Below are 19,111 nucleotides of genomic sequence, written 5' to 3'. Positions count from 1 at the left end.
ATGTTCAGTATTAGTCACGACCACGCTTTATTTGACAAGTATTCGTTACCAACCACTACAAACTACCCTATGCCGACGAACCGTACCGTGGTAAGTGTGAACAAAGATGGTAGCCCAGCCTCTTACTTTGAGGATGATGTGTGGGATTTCAATGATTTATTTAATACCACAAAGGCATCTGAGTCACAGTACAAACTAGCGTTTCAAAGTGCCAAGCATAACCCCAAACTACTTATTGAGCTCAAACAAAGAATGTATTGGTTAATATGGGGAGGTAAAGGGGCATTATTAAGCGTTGAAGGTGCTGATACTTTTCGTAAAATTGAGAGCTTATTGTTGGTACAACGTAAGACTGAACTCACATTAAGAATGTTTTTTGACACAAGTATTGACTCTTTTGGCTACTTGAACAGTGAAATTGTTTTTTCGCAATTGGTCGAATCATTGAAAGGCCAAGCAGAGAAAATAATTGTACTTAAGCTCGATGCTTTGAGTGTCTTAACACAAGTTAATCAGTATTTTCCAGAACCTCATCGCTTTCAAATCCCATACCAAGAGGGGCAAACAGCCAGAAGTCTAGCAAAGAAAATTGCTGGCTCTGGCAAAGGGCACCACCCCACAGTAATTCCAGTGATTTATGAGCAATATTTATCTCGTATCATTAATGACGTGGAATCAGCGTATACAGAGTTCTTAAATGGCCGTGATTTTGATGGTGATGTTGAGAGTGAATACAACGCATTGGTGGCAAGTATTGATAGTGGCGCCGAAGTAAAAGCGCTATATCAGGAGATGACGGCTGGCGTTGATATTAAAGAAAAGGCTCAACTCAACAAGCTCTCAGAAAGTGAACTCGTTAATGATTTTATGGAAAAAGCAAAGGATGGGGTTGAAGCGATTTATCGCAATCAAGCGCATCGCTCGGTACTAGAAGCTTATAATAAAGAGAATCCGTTGTTGGACGTAAAGGAATATGCAAAAAGCAATGGCATTACAGAACGGCAGGCAGTGAATGCGTTTAACGTTATTCGAGGCGCATGTTTTGGGGCGTGTTCAGCATTTACAGGCATGAGAAACAGTGAACTAACACAAATTGACAGTACCTCATACCAAGAGGTCGATATTGATGGCATAACACTGTGTACGATGCGGTCATGGACGAATAAGCTAGAAAAACTGGCGCGTGAGGATACGTGGGCGTGTGCACCAATTTGTGAAAAAGCATTGTTGGTGTTATCTGTACTCAATGACCACTATCGCTCAGAATCGGGGGATATTCACCTCACGCCTCGGTTTAAATTTGATGGCTCAGTTGGCAGGGGTGACAATATAAAGCGCCAGCTAAAGGATACAGTATTGAATACTGTTAACATTAGGGGTCTATGGGGGTTTTATGGTAAACACCTTGATATTCGTTATATTCCAGATGAAATGGATGAACTGTATAACCTATTAAATCCTGTCGTGCCAAAGATATATTACCCTATCAAAGAGAATGGTAGTGGAGAATTGTACTGGCACTTTTCAACTCACTCATTAAGACGAACATTTGCCCATTTTGTTGTTGGGCATGGTTTGGTATCACTCGCATCATTAAAACACCAGTTCAAGCACATTAATCTATCTATGACTGCCATTTATGCCAGTCATTCAGAAGTTTTGACGCTCATGGGCATAAAAAAGCCAGCAGAAATCAAGAAGCAGATTGAAGTGCAATATAATGCACAACATCATGATTACATGAAGGATATTATTGAGCACCCAGAGGAGCAGTCAGGTGGATACATACAATCCTTTGAGGGGGATGGAGTGAAAAGTTCTACTGAGTTTAATGAACTGGTCAGTAAGACAAAAGGCGCAAATAAATCAACAGGTTTTGGTACTTGCTTTGCAGGAGACTCGTGCAGTATGAATCACTTATTTGAGTCTTCTAAGTGTGTAGGTCGAGATTGTGAAAACCTCAATGTCAATAAAAGAGAAGCTGAGAATTGGGTTAGAAGACGTGAGGGCTGTATAACTAAAATTGAAAAGATGAAAGAGATGAATTTGTTTAATAAAAGCTCTTTAGCCACTCAGCTTAGTGACATTAGGGCGGCTGAAAAGGTGATGTCAGATCACGGCATTGAATTTGATAAATATAGAGTAGAGGCATAAGCATGGCAGCGGTAGCTGTAAAGCTAGAGAACGCTTTTAAAGCACTTTTGAAGGAAGGGAAAAAGATTAGTCCGTTCGCTGTCGAAAAACGTGCGGGAGTGTCTAACGGCTCTTTGAAGAATCATGCTGAGTTGTTGGGGAGGGTGCTTGAAGAAAAAGAAAAATACCTTTCAGATCCAAAGAAAGTAGGTGTGGTTAAGGCGAAGGAAAATAAGTCAAAAGCTCAGGTTTCAAAGGATAAATATCAGGAAGTGTTGGAGCAAAACGAAAGGCTCAAAACTAAGAATGAGCAGTTAGAGTCGGAGCATGTTGTCATGGCTGATAAGGTGGCTCAAATGACTTGGGAGTTACATCGCTACAAAACCAAAACTAGAAAAAATTCGACGAGCGTGAAGAATTTGAAGGTGTAATCAAAAGCCTGAAATGGCAAATGTCGACGGACAATAAATTTTGCTCAGTTTTAATAAAGTCTGATCTGTTTTGAGTAATGTCAGGTCTGGATGAGCGAATTAGCTAACACGCTTCTGCCCCAAAGTCATTTATAGCCACACCTAATATCCACATCCCTTGCATTGGTTTACCTTAGAAAAACTAATGACTGGTATTCGCAAGACTCTATTTGGGCGGCAATGCAGAAAACAAATATTTGAAACGTATTAGTGAGTTGCAAAAGTACTTTGTGAGAAAATGTATTGGACGGTTAAGTAACCTTATTGCGATCAGTAGACATTCACGAGAATTGACCTCTGTTTTGGTTTTATCTAGCAAAATCACTATGGCTTAACTTGAGGTTTCACTAAAGTTGGAGAGCCATTGTTGGAACTGTTCCAAAGGCATAGGTTTGGCATAGATGTACCCTTGAATCTGATAGATACCACGTTGTTTGAGGTACTCCACTTGTTCTTTAGTTTCTACACCTTCAGCTATAGCTTTTAAGTTAGATGTTTGAATAAACGAAATAATGGCGTCTAGTACACTAGTTTTGACGTCTGTTGTCTCAATAGTATCGACAAACATTTTGTCTATTTTTAGCGTATCGATACCAAGTTCTTGTACATAAGAAAAGCCTCCATAGCCGGTACCAGCATCATCAAGCTTCAAGTTTATGCCATATTGATAAAAGTGTTTTAATGTGGATTTGGCACGCTCTAGGTCCGATATTTCTAACCTCTCTGTAATTTCTAGACTTACCGATTTTGCGTTAATTCTAAAGGACTCGCAAAGACTAATAACTTTGTGATAGAACTGTTCGTTCTCTAGATGCTCAGGAACAATGTTAATACTCATAAACTGTTCACCTGATCTCCAATCAAGTGTAATAATGTCTTGTATCACTTTATCGAGTAGTTGATCTGTTATGGGTATGATAAGGCCGCTATCTTCAGCGTAAGGTATGAATTGGTATGGGGGAATGACAGAACCATTGGCTTTACGCCATCGCACCAAGACTTCGGCGCCAACTATCTGATTTGTTCGGCTATCCACAATGGGCTGATAGTAAGGGATAAATTCTGAGCTACTAATGGCTTGTTGCAGTATATGCTCTAGGGAATGGCGCGAAGAAATGATGTGATATAGAAAGATAGTTAGCAAAGTAGCGAGGACTAACGAAGCCACCACTGTACCTAGAATGCTGACTTGGGAGTAAGAATCATAGAATTGCTTATTTGAAGAGAGTTGCAGTGTGATATTTAATGGACCCTCTTTTCGGCTTACTTTTGATACCGCATAAACCGAATCAATAGGTTCGCTTTCGAACCGTAACTCGGGGTCACCTTCAATTTCGATATTATATGCAATGCAGTTAGAACACTTAGACTCTTCTAAGTGTCCAATAAGAAAGGGGGTTAGGCTGGCAAAAAGCTGCTCGGTATTATGCTGTTTGACCAACAAAAGCTCATCACGAGAATCATAGGTATCTTTGGCCGCCATTAATTTTAGATCGTCAGTAACGTTGTGAACCGAGTATCGTGAAAGGTGAAGTTTGGGCCCTTCGGTTGCACATTTAATCACTTCATTTTCGGCTACCCCGAGCATTCTTATACTTACGTGGTTGTATACATCTAAACTTAAGTCATTAAGAGCTTCGGGTGTACATTTATCTCGAGTTAATATGGCATGTTTATTAAGAATATTATGGGCGTTCAATAACGACTTATGGAAATCAAAGAGTAATAACTCGGCATCTCGGCTTAATGCCTTTTCTACTAGATAACTGTTTACAACACTGAAACTCATACTGAAAAGGGTCGAAGTCGTAATGAAAAATATAATCAATTTCCAATTCTTCAACATTAGCTTCATTCTCCGCATTATGTAGCATAAAAACTGGGTCATAACGGCTTTTTTAGATGAGTATCCACTAATCCGCCAGGCACTATTCAACTCTTTATCTTATTAAATTTTCTACTCTATACAAGATAGTTGGTCATTGGAACCATGGTTTCGTTTGACTAGTTATTTCTTAAGGTTTGCTTGCCCGTGATTATATTTATCATTCTTGTTTTAAATGAATTTAATTGAGCGAATTATGATAGAACCTGAGTGTCGTGAGGAAGTGATGTTACCTCATTTTTCTTAAGCTTGTGTTAAATAGCAAAGGAGAACACCATGTTTAAGAAACTTATCACAACTTTTGCATTATTTGGTGTTGTATCTTCAAGCGCTTTCGCGGCTGATTTTACTTTGTCCAGTAAGGATATTTCAGAAGGTAGACAATTAAGCATCCAGCAAGCTTTCTCTGGATTTGGCAAACAATACCTCAATTAAGTTGGTCAAATACACCAGAAAGCACACAGAGCTTTGTAGTCACAGCTTATGACCCTGATGCACCTACGGGTTCAGGTTTCTAGCATTGACAAGTAGTTAACTTACCCGGCGACGTGACTACCTTACCGACGGATGCTGGCAACCAAAGGAAGCTACCCAGTATAAGAATGATTATGGTTTTACTAGTTTTGCTGGAGCATGTCCATTAAATGGTCGAACGCATCGCTATCAATTCACCGTTTACGCGCTATCTAAACCGGTCGATATTCCAGAAGGTGCATCTTCGTAGTAGTTGGCTTCTTAGTCAATGAGTTAACACTCGAATCAGTGACATTAGAAGCACTATACAAACGATAACTTTTACAGGAGGCGCTAATAAGAAATGGCTGCCAAATCTAAAAGAACATTCATAGGAGATGACAGCTTTGAGGATGAGGTCTTTGATGGAAGTGGTGTGCTTTCAATTTTGGATCTCTTAATACTGATTGGAGCGCGCAAGTTTAGGGAGCTTTCTATTAGTGTCATTATTGTTCTTTCCACCCTACCGTTTTCTTTATCAGCACATTCAGAAAATGGTGCTGAACATGGTCATTTCTACCTTGCTGCCAAGCTAGGAATAGCTCAAGTTAAGCCTGAGCTAGACTATAACGCCTGGACACTGAAAGATAATCAAGTAGCTACGATAGGTGCCTCGCAGGGATATGCTTTCGATATTAACCATTCAATTGAGTTGACCTATCGCCGGTTAAACAAAGTGACACTTCGAGCGCAATACCCGCAACACAGATATCGATTACCAACACTTTGGTATCAACTACAGTTACACAGCTATGGGATCCATCTTTCTAACCATTTTTGTCTGTTGGACTCGGTGGGTTTGATATCACATCAACAGGTTCGCCGGTTGAAATAGAGAGTAGAATCCAACCCTAACTTGGTGTTGGCGTAAATCTCTTCCAATTTGGAAATATCGTATCTGATGTCAGTTGGAATTACCTTTCGGGAGATATGAACGTTATTGAGTTGGGTTTAAGTTACCAATTTAGATGAGATTAGGGATACTTTTCCAGCTTCAACTTGGGCATTCGTCAGCCTATAGTTTGCATAATTGCGGATCCCAAGTCTTCTCTCCTAAAGCGCGTCTGCAAAGTTGATGAGAGATAAGATCCTCGTCTTTTAGCAAGTTGACACCACGAATCAAGCTCTGCGATCATTAAGTCAAAAGTACGTTCACCCCATAAGGCTTGCAGCTGCTCTTTGAGCATATAGATCGCACAAAGAGTCTTATTACTTTCAAGTAAATCATCCAGCTTATCTGACTGCTTATCACTTAAATTCGGTGCATTTTTGAGGAGTAAAAATAGCGTCCCCTTAAGAATTTTTTTTCGTCATGCGTTCCTTTCCTAAACGCTTTATTACGCTCTATCCTTATCAGAAGAGAGTAGTTCTGCATAACGTGAAACCGGTCAAAAACGATGTCTGCTATTCGGAAGAGCCTTTCTCACTGTTGATTGGTAAGATTGGCCCATCTCCATTGATACCGCTTGGATGCCGTCTTTCGTTTGTGGTGATAATTATTCAAAAAAGTTGATGAGCACGTTTGAAGTCCGTCCATGAGCAACCCAGATAAGTACCCTGAAACGAGATCATATACAACGGTCATATAGTCATGGCCTTTAGCTCTAGCGACTTCATCAACATCAATATAAACAAGGTTGGTCAACTTCTTAGGCTCTAAAGCGGGCAAGGTAGATAACAGAAATGCTTTATCGATGTTTTTCACGGTTTCCCAGCGAATGTCTAAACGCTTAGACACGGCGTGGATGCTAATATAGCGGCATAGTCCATTAATAAAGTGACAAAATCTCTTGGTATAACGACCACCCTTATCAACAAAATCAGTGGCTTCAATCAACCTTCGGCCGAGCCTCTCTCTTGTCTCAGCCAATTCGATTTCTATAACGCAAGGGCGACCATTGGCAGGTAAATCTGACAGGCGACGTTGAATATAGTGGCTAACAGTACGCGGGGTAAAAGACTTTACAGCATCTGTCTCGCTTGCATTTGACGAGTACTGAATGTGAGCTCTCTTCGAGCCTTACAGACTGTACGGATTAGCCTTTAAAGTTAAATAGAGCGGAAAATAATAGCGACAAACTACAACACTAAGATCTAAGGCGGGAAGTAATTATAAATTCAATATGTTACTGGTTTTATTGTTAATTTATAGAGTCATCTAAGCGGAGAAGAGCCCTCAAACTAATCTATTTCTCGTCTATTTAATTAAACCGCTAACAAAATTTTGTCCACCCAAGTGCCAATATAGCAGTCGTAAATACGGTCAAAGGCTTCGGCAATATCGCATAACTTAAAATAGGGACCGTCGCGGTAACTACTAGAATAATGCTCCTATGAAAAAGTATTTATAAGTCTAAAAACCGAATGGGTATCAGTAACAGGTTACCGGCCCCAAACTCAGGCTAAGAGATATCAGCTATTATTTGGTGGACTACTACAATAGGTAAGGCCCCGCTAAGCAAATGATGGTCAGTTCCAGTTAAGGCCGAAAACGGACGTAAATTAGTGCTCGGAATTTTTGACCACCTTTCGTGGAGGGCATTATGTCTAGACGAGTTGGGCCTACTGTTAATATGGGTAGGTCTTTCATTTAATTGAAGCGGTATTTAACACCTAAGCTAACGCTATCTTCTTCTAAATTTACTTGACTAGATTTCATAGCAAATAAATGGTTGTAGTTGCTTTGGACTTGAAGCTTTTCATTTATGATGTAGCCAATCGACATCCCCACTTCAGGGCCAAAATCAGATTTACTATATGAGTTATAAGTGTAATCAGCGTACGTAATCCCGGCTTCCGGCGAGATATAGAAGTTAGATGTTTTGATTGGTATTGGTTTCTCTACAGCTAGGGTGTAATAGCTATAATCTACGGAATTATCTGAAAGCGTCGCAGCTACGCCTTTAATATTTCCCCAAGGCAGCTCAGCGGAAGCTTGAAACCTCGGCCCATTAACATGAGTGTTAGTGTTTCCAACCTTGATGGTGCTGAACTCATAACTGATGCCAGCGGTACTTGATATCGGTTGAGCATACGATAAAGCTGGCAGTAAACAGATTATAGCAAGTGACCATAGAGTGATTTTTTTCATATTTTGACTCCTTTACAATGAATCCACACTATAAAAAAACACTGTTCATATGAAGTTTTATTTTTTCAATTTAAGTTATCAAAATTGTTTCCGTTGGTACAAAATACACCGAATAAAGCATTTAAAGCTTCAAGATACTTTTTCTAATCGAACCTGGTCATTTTAGTGCAATAGTACTAACTATCTTTTGTCCAACAACGATTCTGGTGACATGAGGGAAGTTTTGTGAGGGAAGTTTGTGATCATCACTAGCAAGGTTTTGCCCCATTCCTTGCCAGTAACGCTCAACCTCACAAATCACAGTGAGGTAGTTGACCTACTTTTTCTTATCTGTGTAATGTCTTTGAGGACTTACCTGTAGGATAGCTATAGCCAATGAAAGAACGTAATATATTTCAGAGTGTTAATGAGCGTGATATTGATCTGTTAGTGCTAGAGGAACTTAATGTTTCTGACTCATTTGCACAGTGGTTTGTTTGTCGTGTTCGGGAAGAATTGATCCCAGTGAAAACCCTTAGTGCTTGGCACTCTGTCATAGACACTAACCTCGGTGAGTCAGATCTTGTTTACATTTATCAATCGGATGACTTGTCTGCACAAGCGTTACTTATTGAAAACAAGATTGATGCTTCAGCTCAACTTCAACAAGGGGATAGATATAGACTTAGGGGAAAAAAAGGTATAGAAGATAGTATTTGGCAAGATTTCAGAACCTGTATCATTGCTCCAAAAGCATATATAGATAGAAATACTGAGCCATACGATGCTGCTATTTCATACGAAGAAATAATGGTTTTTCTTGTTGCACAAGGTGATAAGCGAGGACTTTATAGAGCTCAGACACTAAAGGATGCGATAGAAAAAAATCGAAGGGGCTATGTTGCAACGGTTTGTCCTAAAACAACAGAATTTGCACAAGAATACTTAGCTTATGTGTCGAAGCATTTTCCTCAGCTGAACCCTGAAAAATCGAAACCTCGAGCTAATGGGCATGACTGGATTCATTTCTATCCAAATCCACTAAATAGAAAAATACGGATCATTCATCAGATCTACGGCAAGGTCATCAAATTGCAGTTTCTAGGCCAAGCAGAAAACTTTGATGATATAAAAAATCACTTTGAGAGCTTAGAGCCTAGTGGATATAGAATCATAAAATCGGGAAAATCCGTTAATATAGAAACACCATTACCTGAAATCTCAATTACAGACCAAAGCTTTGACTCTGTGCTAGAAGAAATCGATATCGCTATAAATAAAGCTCAGCAGTTGCATTCATTGATGAAAAACTATCATTGTGCATGACCGTTAAAGAAACGATGCCATGCAAAACTGTTTATCTATCAAACTAGTGGGACTGCGCTAGCTCGCTTTTGCCCCATTGTGTGTTTCGATCCCACTAAGCGCTACCGACTAACATGACTTTTTCAAAAATAAAACTAATACAAAAAGTCAATTGCTATATACCAGATTGGCTCAACTCATTAGTTGAAATTCACTAAACTTAGCAAAATTAGGTGTGTTTGAACTACCACTAAAGGTATAAAGCATAAGTCCTTTTGCTTGGCCGTTTAATGTCTTCGCAGAGCCAATGACTTGCCAAGAGCGTTTTTGATTACATTCCAAGAACGCAGTGATAGTACCATCATTTTTTTCTATCTTAACTGAGGCTGTCGTGCCTTCAAATGTGCTAAGTTGTTTGATCTCTGGTTGACCATTTTGCTCTACAACAAACACAATGGAAGGCTCGCCCATGAACATTTCTTTACTAATTTTGATGTAGTTATCGTTGTCCCAGTAAATGCCTAGGCCAGCTTGTTCAAATGGCAAGGTTGGCTCTAAGGTGATGGTTACTTCTGCGCTATAATTGGGTTGAGATACTGGGTAGATGAAAATGTTATCCACGTCACTTGAACCCGCGCCAAAAATATTGCCCTCTTGCACTTGCATCGACAACAGCCCGTTATCAAATGACCAATGGCTTGGGTTCTCATTTTGAATGTACCAGTCGTTTAAATTCTTCATTTCGGACTCCTTGGGTTTAGATCATGCGTTGGCGAAGGCTATAAAAAATATCTTCAAGGTCGCCAAGTTTTTGCTGCTCTATGCGCTTTAGCTGTTGCTGCACCGTGTCATACATGAGCTTATTGTTCATGTCATTCAGTGTCGCATAGTGGTGGGTACGACGACCTAAAATAAAGTTATTTTGATCGTTTTCGTTCATCAACATGAAGTGATCAATGGTACGTAAAAACGCCTCTTTATCATGCGGAAATTGTCCATTGAGTTCCGTCAGCAAATTTATCCCATGATAATTACCGTAATTGCTTTTGATGCCATCTAATTGGCTGATCAATTGAAATTGTTCTTCCAACATCTCACGCTCTGAAAGTGGCGTAAACTGGCCGTTTTGAACCATATCATCCAACTCAGTACCAGGTTTTACCGCTAGCGATAATATTCGGATCTCCTCAGGGTCAATCTGGTTTAATAGCTGGGCAGTCTGTGCGATATGGTGCTCGGACAACGCCTTCCCACCTAAGCCAAGAATGATGAATGTCATCATTTTCATACCCGCCTGCTTCGCGTACTCGGCTGATTTCAAAATTGACTTAGGGGTGATCCCTTTTTTCATCAACTTGAGTACCTCAAGCGAGCCCGACTCCATACCGCAATACAGCATGTTTAACCCTGCATCGCAGATAGCCCTCATCTCGGCTGGAGACTTTTTAGTCATGGTTTGAGCTCTGCCATATGAGCTAATTTGTGTGAGCTCCGGGAACGCCTCTTTTAGTGTATTGAGCACATCCAGTAAATCGTCCGTTTCCATTGCAAAGGAATCACCATCTTGCAAAAAACAGCTCTCAAACTGTCGGTTTTTATAGAAGGCTCGTGCCGCCCAGATATCACGTTTGATCTCTTCGACAGGACGAATAGAGAACTCCATCCCTTCAAACAGAGTACAGAACTTACATTTATTCCACGGGCAGCCTTGTGTTGTCCGTATCAGCAAACTGTCTGCTTCAGAGGGTGGGCGTATTGGACCTTGTTGAAATTGTATCTGTGTCATGGCTTATCTATCCATCAATGAAATCAATAAGCGCATGCTACGTAATTTAAAGCACAGTAAAAACTGGGGCTAGTTTGATTTATTATCAAATTAAAATAGACAATCCATTATCAATCTATTTTTGATAATAAATCAAATGGGAGGTTGTTTATGGATGTGAATGCGTGTCGTACTATACATCCAACCCAACAAGGCAGCGAAGGCATCGTTTGATAAGCTGCATAACGTTATGATGAGGAATACCCTATGAGCAAGTTAACTATCGTTGCAAACATCGTTGCTAATGAAGACAAAATTGAACTAGTAAAAGCAGAACTGCTAAAACTAATCGACATCACACGCGCTGAAGAAGGCTGCATTAACTACGACCTTCACCAAGATAACGAGAACCCAGCACACTTCATGTTCTACGAGAACTGGACTTCACGTGAACTTTGGCAGACACACATGGCAAACACGCACCTAGCCGAGTACATGGCAGCAACAGAAGGCTCAGTGGCAAGCTTCACGCTAAACGAAATGACGCAAATCGCATAAATAGTTTTTGATTCTGTAGTGTTTGGAAGGAAGGTCATCATGACCTTCTTTTTTTGCCTGTCGATGTAGTGAAAATAATGATTATTGATATCTGGTTCTATCTAGCTGCGATACCTGCTGTGTTCTTTTATGGGATGGGAAAAGGCGGTGTTGGAGGGATTTTGGGTATGCTCTCGGTGCCATTAATGGCAATGAGTGTTTCGCCTGTCCAAGCCGCTGCTATTCTATTGCCACTTTTATGTGGAATGGATCTAATGGCGCTGTTTTATCATCGTAAAAATTGCAATTATGCCGAACTCAAAGTCATGATGCCTTTTGCTGTGTTAGGGGTTATGGCCGCTTCTTACTTCATGGGCAGCCTTCCGACACACATTGTTGAACTAATGATTGGTGGATTGGCGCTGACTTTTTTGGGGCAAAAATTATTGTTGAAGCAATCAGGTTCACCTAACCGAATCAAAGGCTACGCATTAAACCTATTATCAGGTTTTTCGAGTACGATAGCTCATGCAGGGGGACCGCCAGCAAGCATGTATTTGCTACCCAAGAAACTGCCTAAAGAGCAACTTATCGGCACCAGCGTTGTGTTTTTCGCTGGGCTTAATTTTGTTAAGTTAGTCCCATACAGTTATATGGGACAACTCGATACACAAAACTTGATGACATCACTCGTGCTTGTACCTATTGCATTTATAGGGGTGAGAACCGGTGTTTGGTTGGTTAACATCATCTCTCAAGAGCTGATTTACAAAATCAGCTACAGCGTATTATTCATTACGGCTATAAAAATGTTGTACTCCGGAGTCGCTACGTTATAAGCCATCGTCAGTATCTTATAGCGCTCTTTTTTCTGCTAATTGCTCAAGTATCACGTTCGTTCTCTCTCTAAATAAATCTCTTAACAGCCGAACCGTTGGTGTGATGGACTGACGGCTCGGACAAACCAACCAGAGTTCAGTCGGCGTTGGTTTGTACTCCTTCATAATACTAACCACTCGACCTGCTAAAAGGTCATCAGACATATCAAGGCACGATTTGATTGCCACACCTTTACCTGCAACACACCAACGCCTCACCAGATCCCCATCATTCGAAGCTCGATTGCCTTTCAGTTTTACCTTATGAGTCGTACCCTCATGACTGAATAACCACTCATTTTGTAACACATCGTGCAATTGATAAAACAACGCATTGTGCTCAAGCAGATCGTTCGGCTGTGTGGGGGCTGGATTTTCCGCTAAATAGCTAGGGCTTGCACACAGCACTCTCTGTACATCACAGATTTTAAAGCCATACATATTGGCATCGGTTGGTGAGCCATAGCGCAGAGCCATGTCGACAGAATCACGGTAGAAATCAATATTGCTATCGCTAATACTTGAACGCAGTGAGACATTCGGGTATTGCAATAAAAACTCATCTAACCAAGGAGTAATAAGGTTACGCCCCAAATCAGACGATAGCGCGATACGAATTTCACCATCAATAATGCCCAAGTCTTCATGCATATTCATTTTGGCCTGCTCAAGCATCTTTAGCGCCTCTTGACACTGAGGTAAATAACGCTCCCCAGCAGAGGACAATCGCAAGTGACGGGTTGTACGGACAAAAAGCTCCGCGCCCAGTGATGCCTCAACGCGCTTTACCGCTGCACTGGCTGTGGCGGTACGCATATCTAAATTGGTTGCCGCTGCGGTGATGCTGCGAAACTCCGCGACTTTTAAAATAACCTGTAAATCTTCTAAGAGCATGATGAGACCTTTACCAGAAAAAGGGACAGCAGTATTTGCTGCGTTTCTACTATTTATAAAGCAGTCTTGACGACAGAACAATCTGCATTCAAATTATTTTTGATAATAATTCAAATTAAAACCTGTTTTTCATTGTTAATAACTCGCCTATCATAGCTTCATTCAAACAAACCCGACTAAACACAAGACCTAGCGCATACGTTTATGATTATCAATTTATTTTAGATAATGTTTAAAAAATAATTAGATAATCCATGACGATTCATTGACTACACTGATTGGTGTTGCCAGTGCTTACGGCAAGCTACAGAAATAAGGTGTTGTTTTTTTTTAGGGTTATTATTGTTGTTAACAAGTAGAGAGATAAAGGAATTAAACATGACTAAATTGACTATTGTTGCAAATATTGTTGCGAACGAAGATAAAGTTGAACTGGTTAAAGCAGAGCTATTGAAGCTGATTGATATCACGCGTGCTGAAGAAGGCTGCATTAACTACGACCTTCATCAAGACAACGAAAACCCAGCACATTTTATGTTTTACGAGAACTGGGTATCTCGTGAGCTATGGCAAGCACACATGGGTAATACTCACCTTGCAGAATACATGGCAGCGACGGAAGGGTGTGTTGCAAGTTTCACGCTAAATGAAATGACGCAAATCGCTTAACTTTACATTAGATGGGTATCAGCCATTTATTACGAACCAAAATCAAGTGAATCCCACTAAGGTACATGAAATGAAAAACGTAAAATCACTTTTAGCCATTGCGGTAGCAACCCTCTTTAATACCGCTCAAGCAGCAGAGATCGAAGTCGTCGCTGAGCTTGATGGCACACGACCAGGGAACATTACAGTAACGAAGCAGGGGCGTACTTTCCTTTCTATGCAACCCCTTGATGCACCTGAACTTCGTGTTGTTGAATTGATGAAGGATGGCTCAACCAAAGCATTTCCAACCCAAGACTGGGCAGATGGTCCAGATAAAGGTGAGGTTGGTTTGGCTTCAGTAATCGGTATTGATAGTACCGATGATGGTGTTGTGTGGGTGTTAGATATGGGCAGTGAAACTTCGCCTTCGCAAATTGTTGCATGGGATACCGTCAACGATAAGCTATTTAAACGCATTGAAATTGGAAAAGACGTACAGGTCGGTAACTCTTTTTTACAGGATTTTGCATTAGATACACTGCGTAACCAGATGTACATTGCCGATACGAGTTTAGGTAATCTGTATGGCGAAGCTGCGCCTGCCTTTGTTGTTGTAGATTTAAATACAGGTAAATCTCGCCGCGTTTTGCAATCAAATAAAGCACTGCTTTCACCTGAGCATGAGGTTGTGATTGATAGTTCTCGTATGGCGACAAAGCGTGAAGATGGTAGCGTTGATGCGCTTTATCTTGGTGTGAATCCAATCACTATTGATGCAAATAATGAATGGCTATATTTTGGTACAGTCAATGGTAGTGCTATCTACCGTATTCCTGCCGCTGCTCTTGCTAACACAGCGCTTAGTGAAGATGCATTGGCCGAGCAGATTGAATTTTTCAGTGAAAAACGTCCAAGTGATGGCATGATTATCGCAGATAACGGTGATATCTATGTCGGTGATATTGAGAAAAATGCTGTTGGTGTGGTGAATAAAGACGGCTACAAAATCTTTGCACAAGATGACAAGTTATTGTCATGGGCAGATGGTTTCTCTATCCAGGGTGATTACTTGTACGTCACTCAAAACTCTCTTCACTTCCACCCTGCTTTTAACGAAGGTGAAGAAGGTTCTAGAAAGCCATATCATGTCTTGCGAATCAAATTAGATTAAGGCGACAGTAGATAGATACGTAAATATCAAGCGTATGTATTTCATCAATGCATACGCTTTTTTATTAAGTGTAAATCGGCATCTATCAATTTATTTTTGATAATTATTCAAAAATTAGGCTGTTTTTGATTACTCTAGAGCCTTGTATTATCAATCTATCAGCAACGATAAGAGCGAAAGAACAATGAATAAAAAAATCACAATGGGTGTAACAGATTTATCATTCCATCGCACGACAGCTTCATTGGTTAGCAATGTATTGAAGACCATGGGCTTCGAAGTTGAGCGAATCTTTTCCCCTCATCAGGAAAATTTTGAAAAACTGAAAGCTGGTGAAATCGATATGCTCTCTTCTGCTTGGTTACCATCGAGCCATGGTATCTATAAGTCGGACGTTGAAAAAGTTGAGCCATTAATCGAGCTTGGACTTCATTACGAACCTTACGCACTGTGGGGTGTGCCGGATTACGTACCTGAAGAGATGGTCGCTGAAGTGGCGGATTTATTGAAGCCTGAAGTCGTCGAGCAAATGAGACCTAAAATTCAAGGTATTAATCCAGGAGCTGGAATCACTCGCTTCTCTATCCAGATGATGGAAGAGTACGGTTTAAGTAAAGCAGGCTATGAGTTTTTTACAGGCAGTGAAGACGACTGTTTTAGTGCTTTTGAAGATGCCGTCGCAAATAAAGAGTGGGTCATTGTGCCGCTATGGAAACCGCAATTTCTTCACTATCGTTATGATATTCGCGAGCTTATAGAGCCGAAAGGGCTGCTTGGAATTGTAGACCGAGCTGTACTGTTACTGAGAGATGATAAGAAAAATCTATTTACTGATGAACAGCTTAAAACCTTAGATTCATTACGTTTCTCCAACGATATTATTGCCGAGCTTGATTATAAAGTGTGCCGAGAGGGTAAACCGCAAGATGAAGTGACGTATGAATGGTTAGCTGCACAAGGTGTTATCTAACTAGGTTAACAGGTAAGTATCTCAACACTACCCGGTCGAGCAGTGTGATTATCAAAAATATATTGAATGTAATTAAAAGATTAGGCGGTTTATCTAGGGTAAAAAATCTCTATGATGAAGGTGTCCAATCAAAGGAGAAACAACATGCCAGCACCAACAACAATGAAAGCAATTGGTTTTACTCAATCACTAGCAATTACAGAGCAAGACAGCTTATTCGAGTTTGAAACAAGCCTGCCAGAGCTAAAAGACAATGACCTGCTGGTAAAAGTGAGTGCGACCTCGATTAACCCAGCAGATGCAAAAATACGTATCCGCAACGCACAAGATAAAACCCTAGAGCAGCCAAAAGTATTGGGCTATGACGCGGTGGGTGAAGTGGTTGCTAAAGGTGGCAATGTTTCAGGCTTCGAAATTGGTGACCGTGTTTATTACGCAGGTGATGTGACACGTATGGGTGCGAATGCTGAGTACCAAGCGGTCGATTACCGAATTACAGCTCACGCCCCAAAAAGCCTTTCTGACGAATCAGCAGCCGTTATGCCTCTCGCTACATTGACAGGTTGGGAAGCCTTGTTTGATCGCCTACGCGTTCGTCCAGAAGAGAAGAAATCTATCCTGATTATTGGTGGCGCAGGCGGTGTCGGCTCGATTACGATTCAATTGGCGAAGCAGCTCACTAACTTAACAGTGATTGCGACCGCTTCAAGACCAGAGACTGAGCAGTGGGTAAGAGATATGGGCGCTGACCATATTGTGAATCACCGCAATCTAGTGGAGTCGGTACGTGAGCAAGGCATTCAACATGTGGACTACATCTTCAACGTTGCAGATACCAAAGGTCACTGGGATGCAATGGTCGAGTTGATTGCTCCGCAAGGCATGATCAGTTCAATTGTAGAATTTGATGGTGGTGTTGACCTATCAAAACTACAAGGCAAATCAGCTGGCTTTATCTGGGAGCTGATGTTTACTCGCTCGCTGTTTAACACTGACGATATCCAGAAGCAGCAAGATATCCTGTTCCAAGCGGCAAACTTGATTGATGCTGGCCGCATTAAATCAACACTCACTACAACATTAAATGGCTTTGGTGTTGAGACGTTAAAAGACGCACACCAACGTATCGAAAGCAGCGCGTCAATTGGCAAAACTGCAATTAAATACTAACTCAGACTTATAAAAACGGGATTTTTGATGAAACTGTATATCTACGAGCATTGTCCATTTTGTGCCCGTGTTGTTTATGTTGCTAATGCACTGAAGCTTAACGTTGAATACCAAGTTGTGGATTACGCTGATGCGCAAACTCTGATTGATTTAATCGGTCAAAAAATGGTGCCAGTTTTGGAGAAAACGGATGGCAACGTGATGGCGGAAAGCATGGATATCATTGCTTACTTTATCGAGCAAGCTGGTATTGATGCGGTAGCCGCACCATCAGAAGAGACGTTGGCATTTCAGCGTGAGGCATTCCCTTTGATTCAAAGAATTGGCTACCCTCGCTGGACGAAACTGAATCTAAAAGAGTTCGCGACTGAAGCAAGTGTTACTGCATGGCAAGCGAAGAAAGAGACAGAAGAGCTGAACTTTGTTCGCCTGTTAGAAAGCACAGAGCAAATTGTTGCAGATGTAAACGCACAGTTGCTTAACGCTGAAGCGTTGATCCAACCGAATGCGGGTAAATCACCACTGCCTCTGGTTGATCAGGCTATCTACTTCTCGCTACTGCGCGGCTTCTTTGTTGAGCCCACCGTTACTTGGCCGCAAGAGCTTAAGTTATGGCTGGAAACAAACAGTAATGAGCTAGGTGCTAGTATACTAACTGTCTAGACTGGTTGGACGAAAGCGTATTAATTAGGCCCGAGTTATCAAGATGGTAGCTCGTTTTTTTTATTAATATAACCAGTCAAACTTAAAAACAGTAAAACCTGTGATTTCTTTTTACTCATTACTATTCCTCTTCCCCTAGAAGTAACCTCAAGGCAGGTTGGAAATCTTTACGACGTGATTTTCCATACCTGTAGTTATTCATTTATTTCTAATTTAGCAAAATCCCAAACACGAAAATGTCCAAAAGCTTCTTAGATAGCGACGATGTGGAATTGTGACGATGTGGAATTGCGCCGATGTGGAATTTCTTTAGCAAAGCATATTTTCGAGCAAGCTAGCTCTTTTCGCTGACATTAATTCACCAATCTAACTTCTTGTAGCTGAGAGTGATGAGAACTGGAAGTCTAGGGGATCAATAACCAGCAAGTCAGAGGAATTAGCCAAGCTTACCATTTTACCAACATATCCCTATAATGCTATTGAGGTCACACTGAACAAGAGAAACGGTATGAGTAAAATAATTATGGCAGCCTTCGATGGCAGTGCCAATGATAGTATAAGCGGTATCATTGCTAAAGTTATGGTACTTCGTCTGGCAGATTCGGAGTATAAAAATAACGAATTTTATCTATCAGATGAAAACTATGAATTAGCGAATATTATTATTGATCAACTAGATGATCAAACCCAAAAGCTAAGGGAAGTTTACCGTGAGATAAAGCGATCAGCGCATGTTGATAGCTACTTTGACAACTTAACTATCGATGAGCTGTTTGTGGCTAATAGTTGTATCCGAGAGTTTGAAATGATTCTCAATGCAAAGTACTACGCCATGAGTTGTGCCGTTATCGTTTCAGGGGGATCAGTGATGCAAATAATGAAACAGGTTCGTATGTCTGCAGCTAAGTTACGGAGAGCTATTGGTGATCTTATGTCTGTCGAGCGCCAACTTCGAATAGCTTCAACGAACAAATATGAAAGCAGCTTTGAGATGACTAGTGATAAAGTAACCAAGCTCAAATTGGCAACAGAAGCG

Annotated in this window: 19 protein-coding genes and 2 pseudogenes; 15 read left to right on the top strand and 6 right to left on the bottom strand. The window is 40.8% G+C overall.

The annotated features are described in order from the left end of the window. Both AB4167_RS21245 and AB4167_RS21240 read left to right on the top strand, forming a co-directional pair. Nucleotides 1-2,154: a site-specific integrase gene (locus AB4167_RS21245; RefSeq protein ID WP_102420186.1), complete on the top strand. Its 2,154-nt coding sequence runs from the start codon at nt 1-3 to the stop codon at nt 2,152-2,154. 2 nt (nt 2,155-2,156) lie between these two features. Further along, on the top strand, nt 2,157-2,564 hold the full coding sequence (locus AB4167_RS21240; protein ID WP_017088856.1) for a hypothetical protein: 408 nt from the start codon (nt 2,157-2,159) through the stop codon (nt 2,562-2,564). Nucleotides 2,565-2,934: 370 nt separating this feature from the next. Here AB4167_RS21240 and AB4167_RS21235 read toward each other — a convergent pair whose 3' ends face one another. Further along, complete coding sequence (locus tag AB4167_RS21235) at nt 2,935-4,449, bottom strand: EAL domain-containing protein (RefSeq protein ID WP_102420187.1); 1,515 nt, start codon at nt 4,447-4,449, stop codon at nt 2,935-2,937. A 315-nt stretch (nt 4,450-4,764) separates the two neighbouring features. Here AB4167_RS21235 and AB4167_RS21230 point away from each other — a divergent pair, with 315 nt between their 5' ends. The 4 genes and pseudogenes from AB4167_RS21230 to AB4167_RS21215 all read left to right on the top strand — a co-directional run bounded on the left by AB4167_RS21230 (nt 4,765) and on the right by AB4167_RS21215 (nt 5,836). Beyond that, nucleotides 4,765-4,923, top strand: coding sequence for a hypothetical protein (locus AB4167_RS21230; protein WP_016793461.1), 159 nt, complete (start codon nt 4,765-4,767; stop codon nt 4,921-4,923). Further along, nucleotides 4,872-5,006 carry a hypothetical protein gene (locus tag AB4167_RS21225; RefSeq protein ID WP_206360702.1) on the top strand — a complete coding sequence of 45 codons (135 nt, stop codon included), beginning with the start codon at nt 4,872-4,874 and terminating at the stop codon, nt 5,004-5,006. The genes AB4167_RS21230 and AB4167_RS21225 overlap by 52 nt, the downstream gene beginning before the upstream one ends. Before the next feature lie 71 nt (nt 5,007-5,077). Next, a pseudogene (locus AB4167_RS21220) lies at nt 5,078-5,212 on the top strand (YbhB/YbcL family Raf kinase inhibitor-like protein); the annotation flags it as partial. A gap of 93 nt (nt 5,213-5,305) precedes the next feature. Beyond that, the gene (locus tag AB4167_RS21215) at nt 5,306-5,836 is read left to right on the top strand and encodes a hypothetical protein (protein WP_102420188.1); all 531 of its coding nucleotides are present in this window, start codon (nt 5,306-5,308) and stop codon (nt 5,834-5,836) included. A 140-nt stretch (nt 5,837-5,976) separates the two neighbouring features. On the opposite strand, the pseudogene AB4167_RS21210 reads toward AB4167_RS21215, so the two are convergent. Beyond that, a pseudogene (locus AB4167_RS21210) lies at nt 5,977-7,079 on the bottom strand (ISL3 family transposase); the annotation flags it as partial. Nucleotides 7,080-7,591: 512 nt separating this feature from the next. Further along, nucleotides 7,592-8,092, bottom strand: coding sequence for an outer membrane beta-barrel protein (locus tag AB4167_RS21205; RefSeq protein ID WP_102420189.1), 501 nt, complete (start codon nt 8,090-8,092; stop codon nt 7,592-7,594). 375 nt (nt 8,093-8,467) lie between these two features. Here AB4167_RS21205 and AB4167_RS21200 point away from each other — a divergent pair, with 375 nt between their 5' ends. Beyond that, on the top strand, nt 8,468-9,397 hold the full coding sequence (locus AB4167_RS21200; protein ID WP_372130111.1) for a PD-(D/E)XK nuclease superfamily protein: 930 nt from the start codon (nt 8,468-8,470) through the stop codon (nt 9,395-9,397). 171 nt (nt 9,398-9,568) lie between these two features. Here AB4167_RS21200 and AB4167_RS21195 read toward each other — a convergent pair whose 3' ends face one another. Beyond that, nucleotides 9,569-10,117, bottom strand: coding sequence for a DUF1349 domain-containing protein (locus tag AB4167_RS21195; RefSeq protein WP_102281779.1), 549 nt, complete (start codon nt 10,115-10,117; stop codon nt 9,569-9,571). A 16-nt stretch (nt 10,118-10,133) separates the two neighbouring features. After that, nucleotides 10,134-11,162 carry a radical SAM protein gene (locus AB4167_RS21190; RefSeq protein WP_102281777.1) on the bottom strand — a complete coding sequence of 343 codons (1,029 nt, stop codon included), beginning with the start codon at nt 11,160-11,162 and terminating at the stop codon, nt 10,134-10,136. Nucleotides 11,163-11,408: 246 nt separating this feature from the next. Between AB4167_RS21190 and AB4167_RS21185 the strand changes: the two genes are divergently transcribed. Then, on the top strand, nt 11,409-11,699 hold the full coding sequence (locus tag AB4167_RS21185) for a putative quinol monooxygenase (RefSeq protein ID WP_102281775.1): 291 nt from the start codon (nt 11,409-11,411) through the stop codon (nt 11,697-11,699). 77 nt (nt 11,700-11,776) lie between these two features. Then, nucleotides 11,777-12,517: a sulfite exporter TauE/SafE family protein gene (locus tag AB4167_RS21180; RefSeq protein WP_102281773.1), complete on the top strand. Its 741-nt coding sequence runs from the start codon at nt 11,777-11,779 to the stop codon at nt 12,515-12,517. Between the two features lie 15 nt (nt 12,518-12,532). Here the strand turns inward: AB4167_RS21180 and AB4167_RS21175 are convergent, their stop codons facing one another. Next, a complete protein-coding gene (locus AB4167_RS21175; RefSeq protein ID WP_102281771.1) occupies nt 12,533-13,450 on the bottom strand; it encodes a LysR family transcriptional regulator in 918 nt (305 codons plus the stop codon). A 378-nt stretch (nt 13,451-13,828) separates the two neighbouring features. Here AB4167_RS21175 and AB4167_RS21170 point away from each other — a divergent pair, with 378 nt between their 5' ends. The 6 genes from AB4167_RS21170 to AB4167_RS21145 form a co-directional block, all read left to right on the top strand. After that, nucleotides 13,829-14,119 (top strand): putative quinol monooxygenase, encoded by a 291-nt coding sequence (locus tag AB4167_RS21170; RefSeq protein ID WP_102281769.1) that lies wholly within the window; start codon nt 13,829-13,831, stop codon nt 14,117-14,119. A gap of 70 nt (nt 14,120-14,189) precedes the next feature. After that, complete coding sequence (locus tag AB4167_RS21165) at nt 14,190-15,272, top strand: L-dopachrome tautomerase-related protein (RefSeq protein WP_102281767.1); 1,083 nt, start codon at nt 14,190-14,192, stop codon at nt 15,270-15,272. A gap of 202 nt (nt 15,273-15,474) precedes the next feature. Next, the gene (locus tag AB4167_RS21160; protein ID WP_102281786.1) at nt 15,475-16,242 is read left to right on the top strand and encodes a glycine betaine ABC transporter substrate-binding protein; all 768 of its coding nucleotides are present in this window, start codon (nt 15,475-15,477) and stop codon (nt 16,240-16,242) included. A gap of 144 nt (nt 16,243-16,386) precedes the next feature. Then, entirely contained in the window at nt 16,387-17,412 is a 1,026-nt protein-coding gene (locus AB4167_RS21155; protein WP_102281765.1) for a zinc-binding alcohol dehydrogenase family protein, read from the top strand. Nucleotides 17,413-17,439: 27 nt separating this feature from the next. After that, nucleotides 17,440-18,075, top strand: coding sequence for a glutaredoxin 2 (gene grxB / locus AB4167_RS21150; protein ID WP_102281763.1), 636 nt, complete (start codon nt 17,440-17,442; stop codon nt 18,073-18,075). Between the two features lie 508 nt (nt 18,076-18,583). Beyond that, a partial coding sequence (locus AB4167_RS21145) for a hypothetical protein (RefSeq protein ID WP_372136977.1) occupies nt 18,584-19,111 on the top strand: 528 nt, incomplete at its 3' end.

Origin of the sequence: Vibrio sp. 10N.286.49.E11 (assembly GCF_041469505.1) — a bacterium.
GTDB classification, from domain to species: Bacteria; Pseudomonadota; Gammaproteobacteria; order Enterobacterales; family Vibrionaceae; genus Vibrio; species Vibrio crassostreae_C.
Note: the sequence above shows the minus strand (reverse complement) of the source record. Positions and strands in the feature narration are given on the sequence as shown.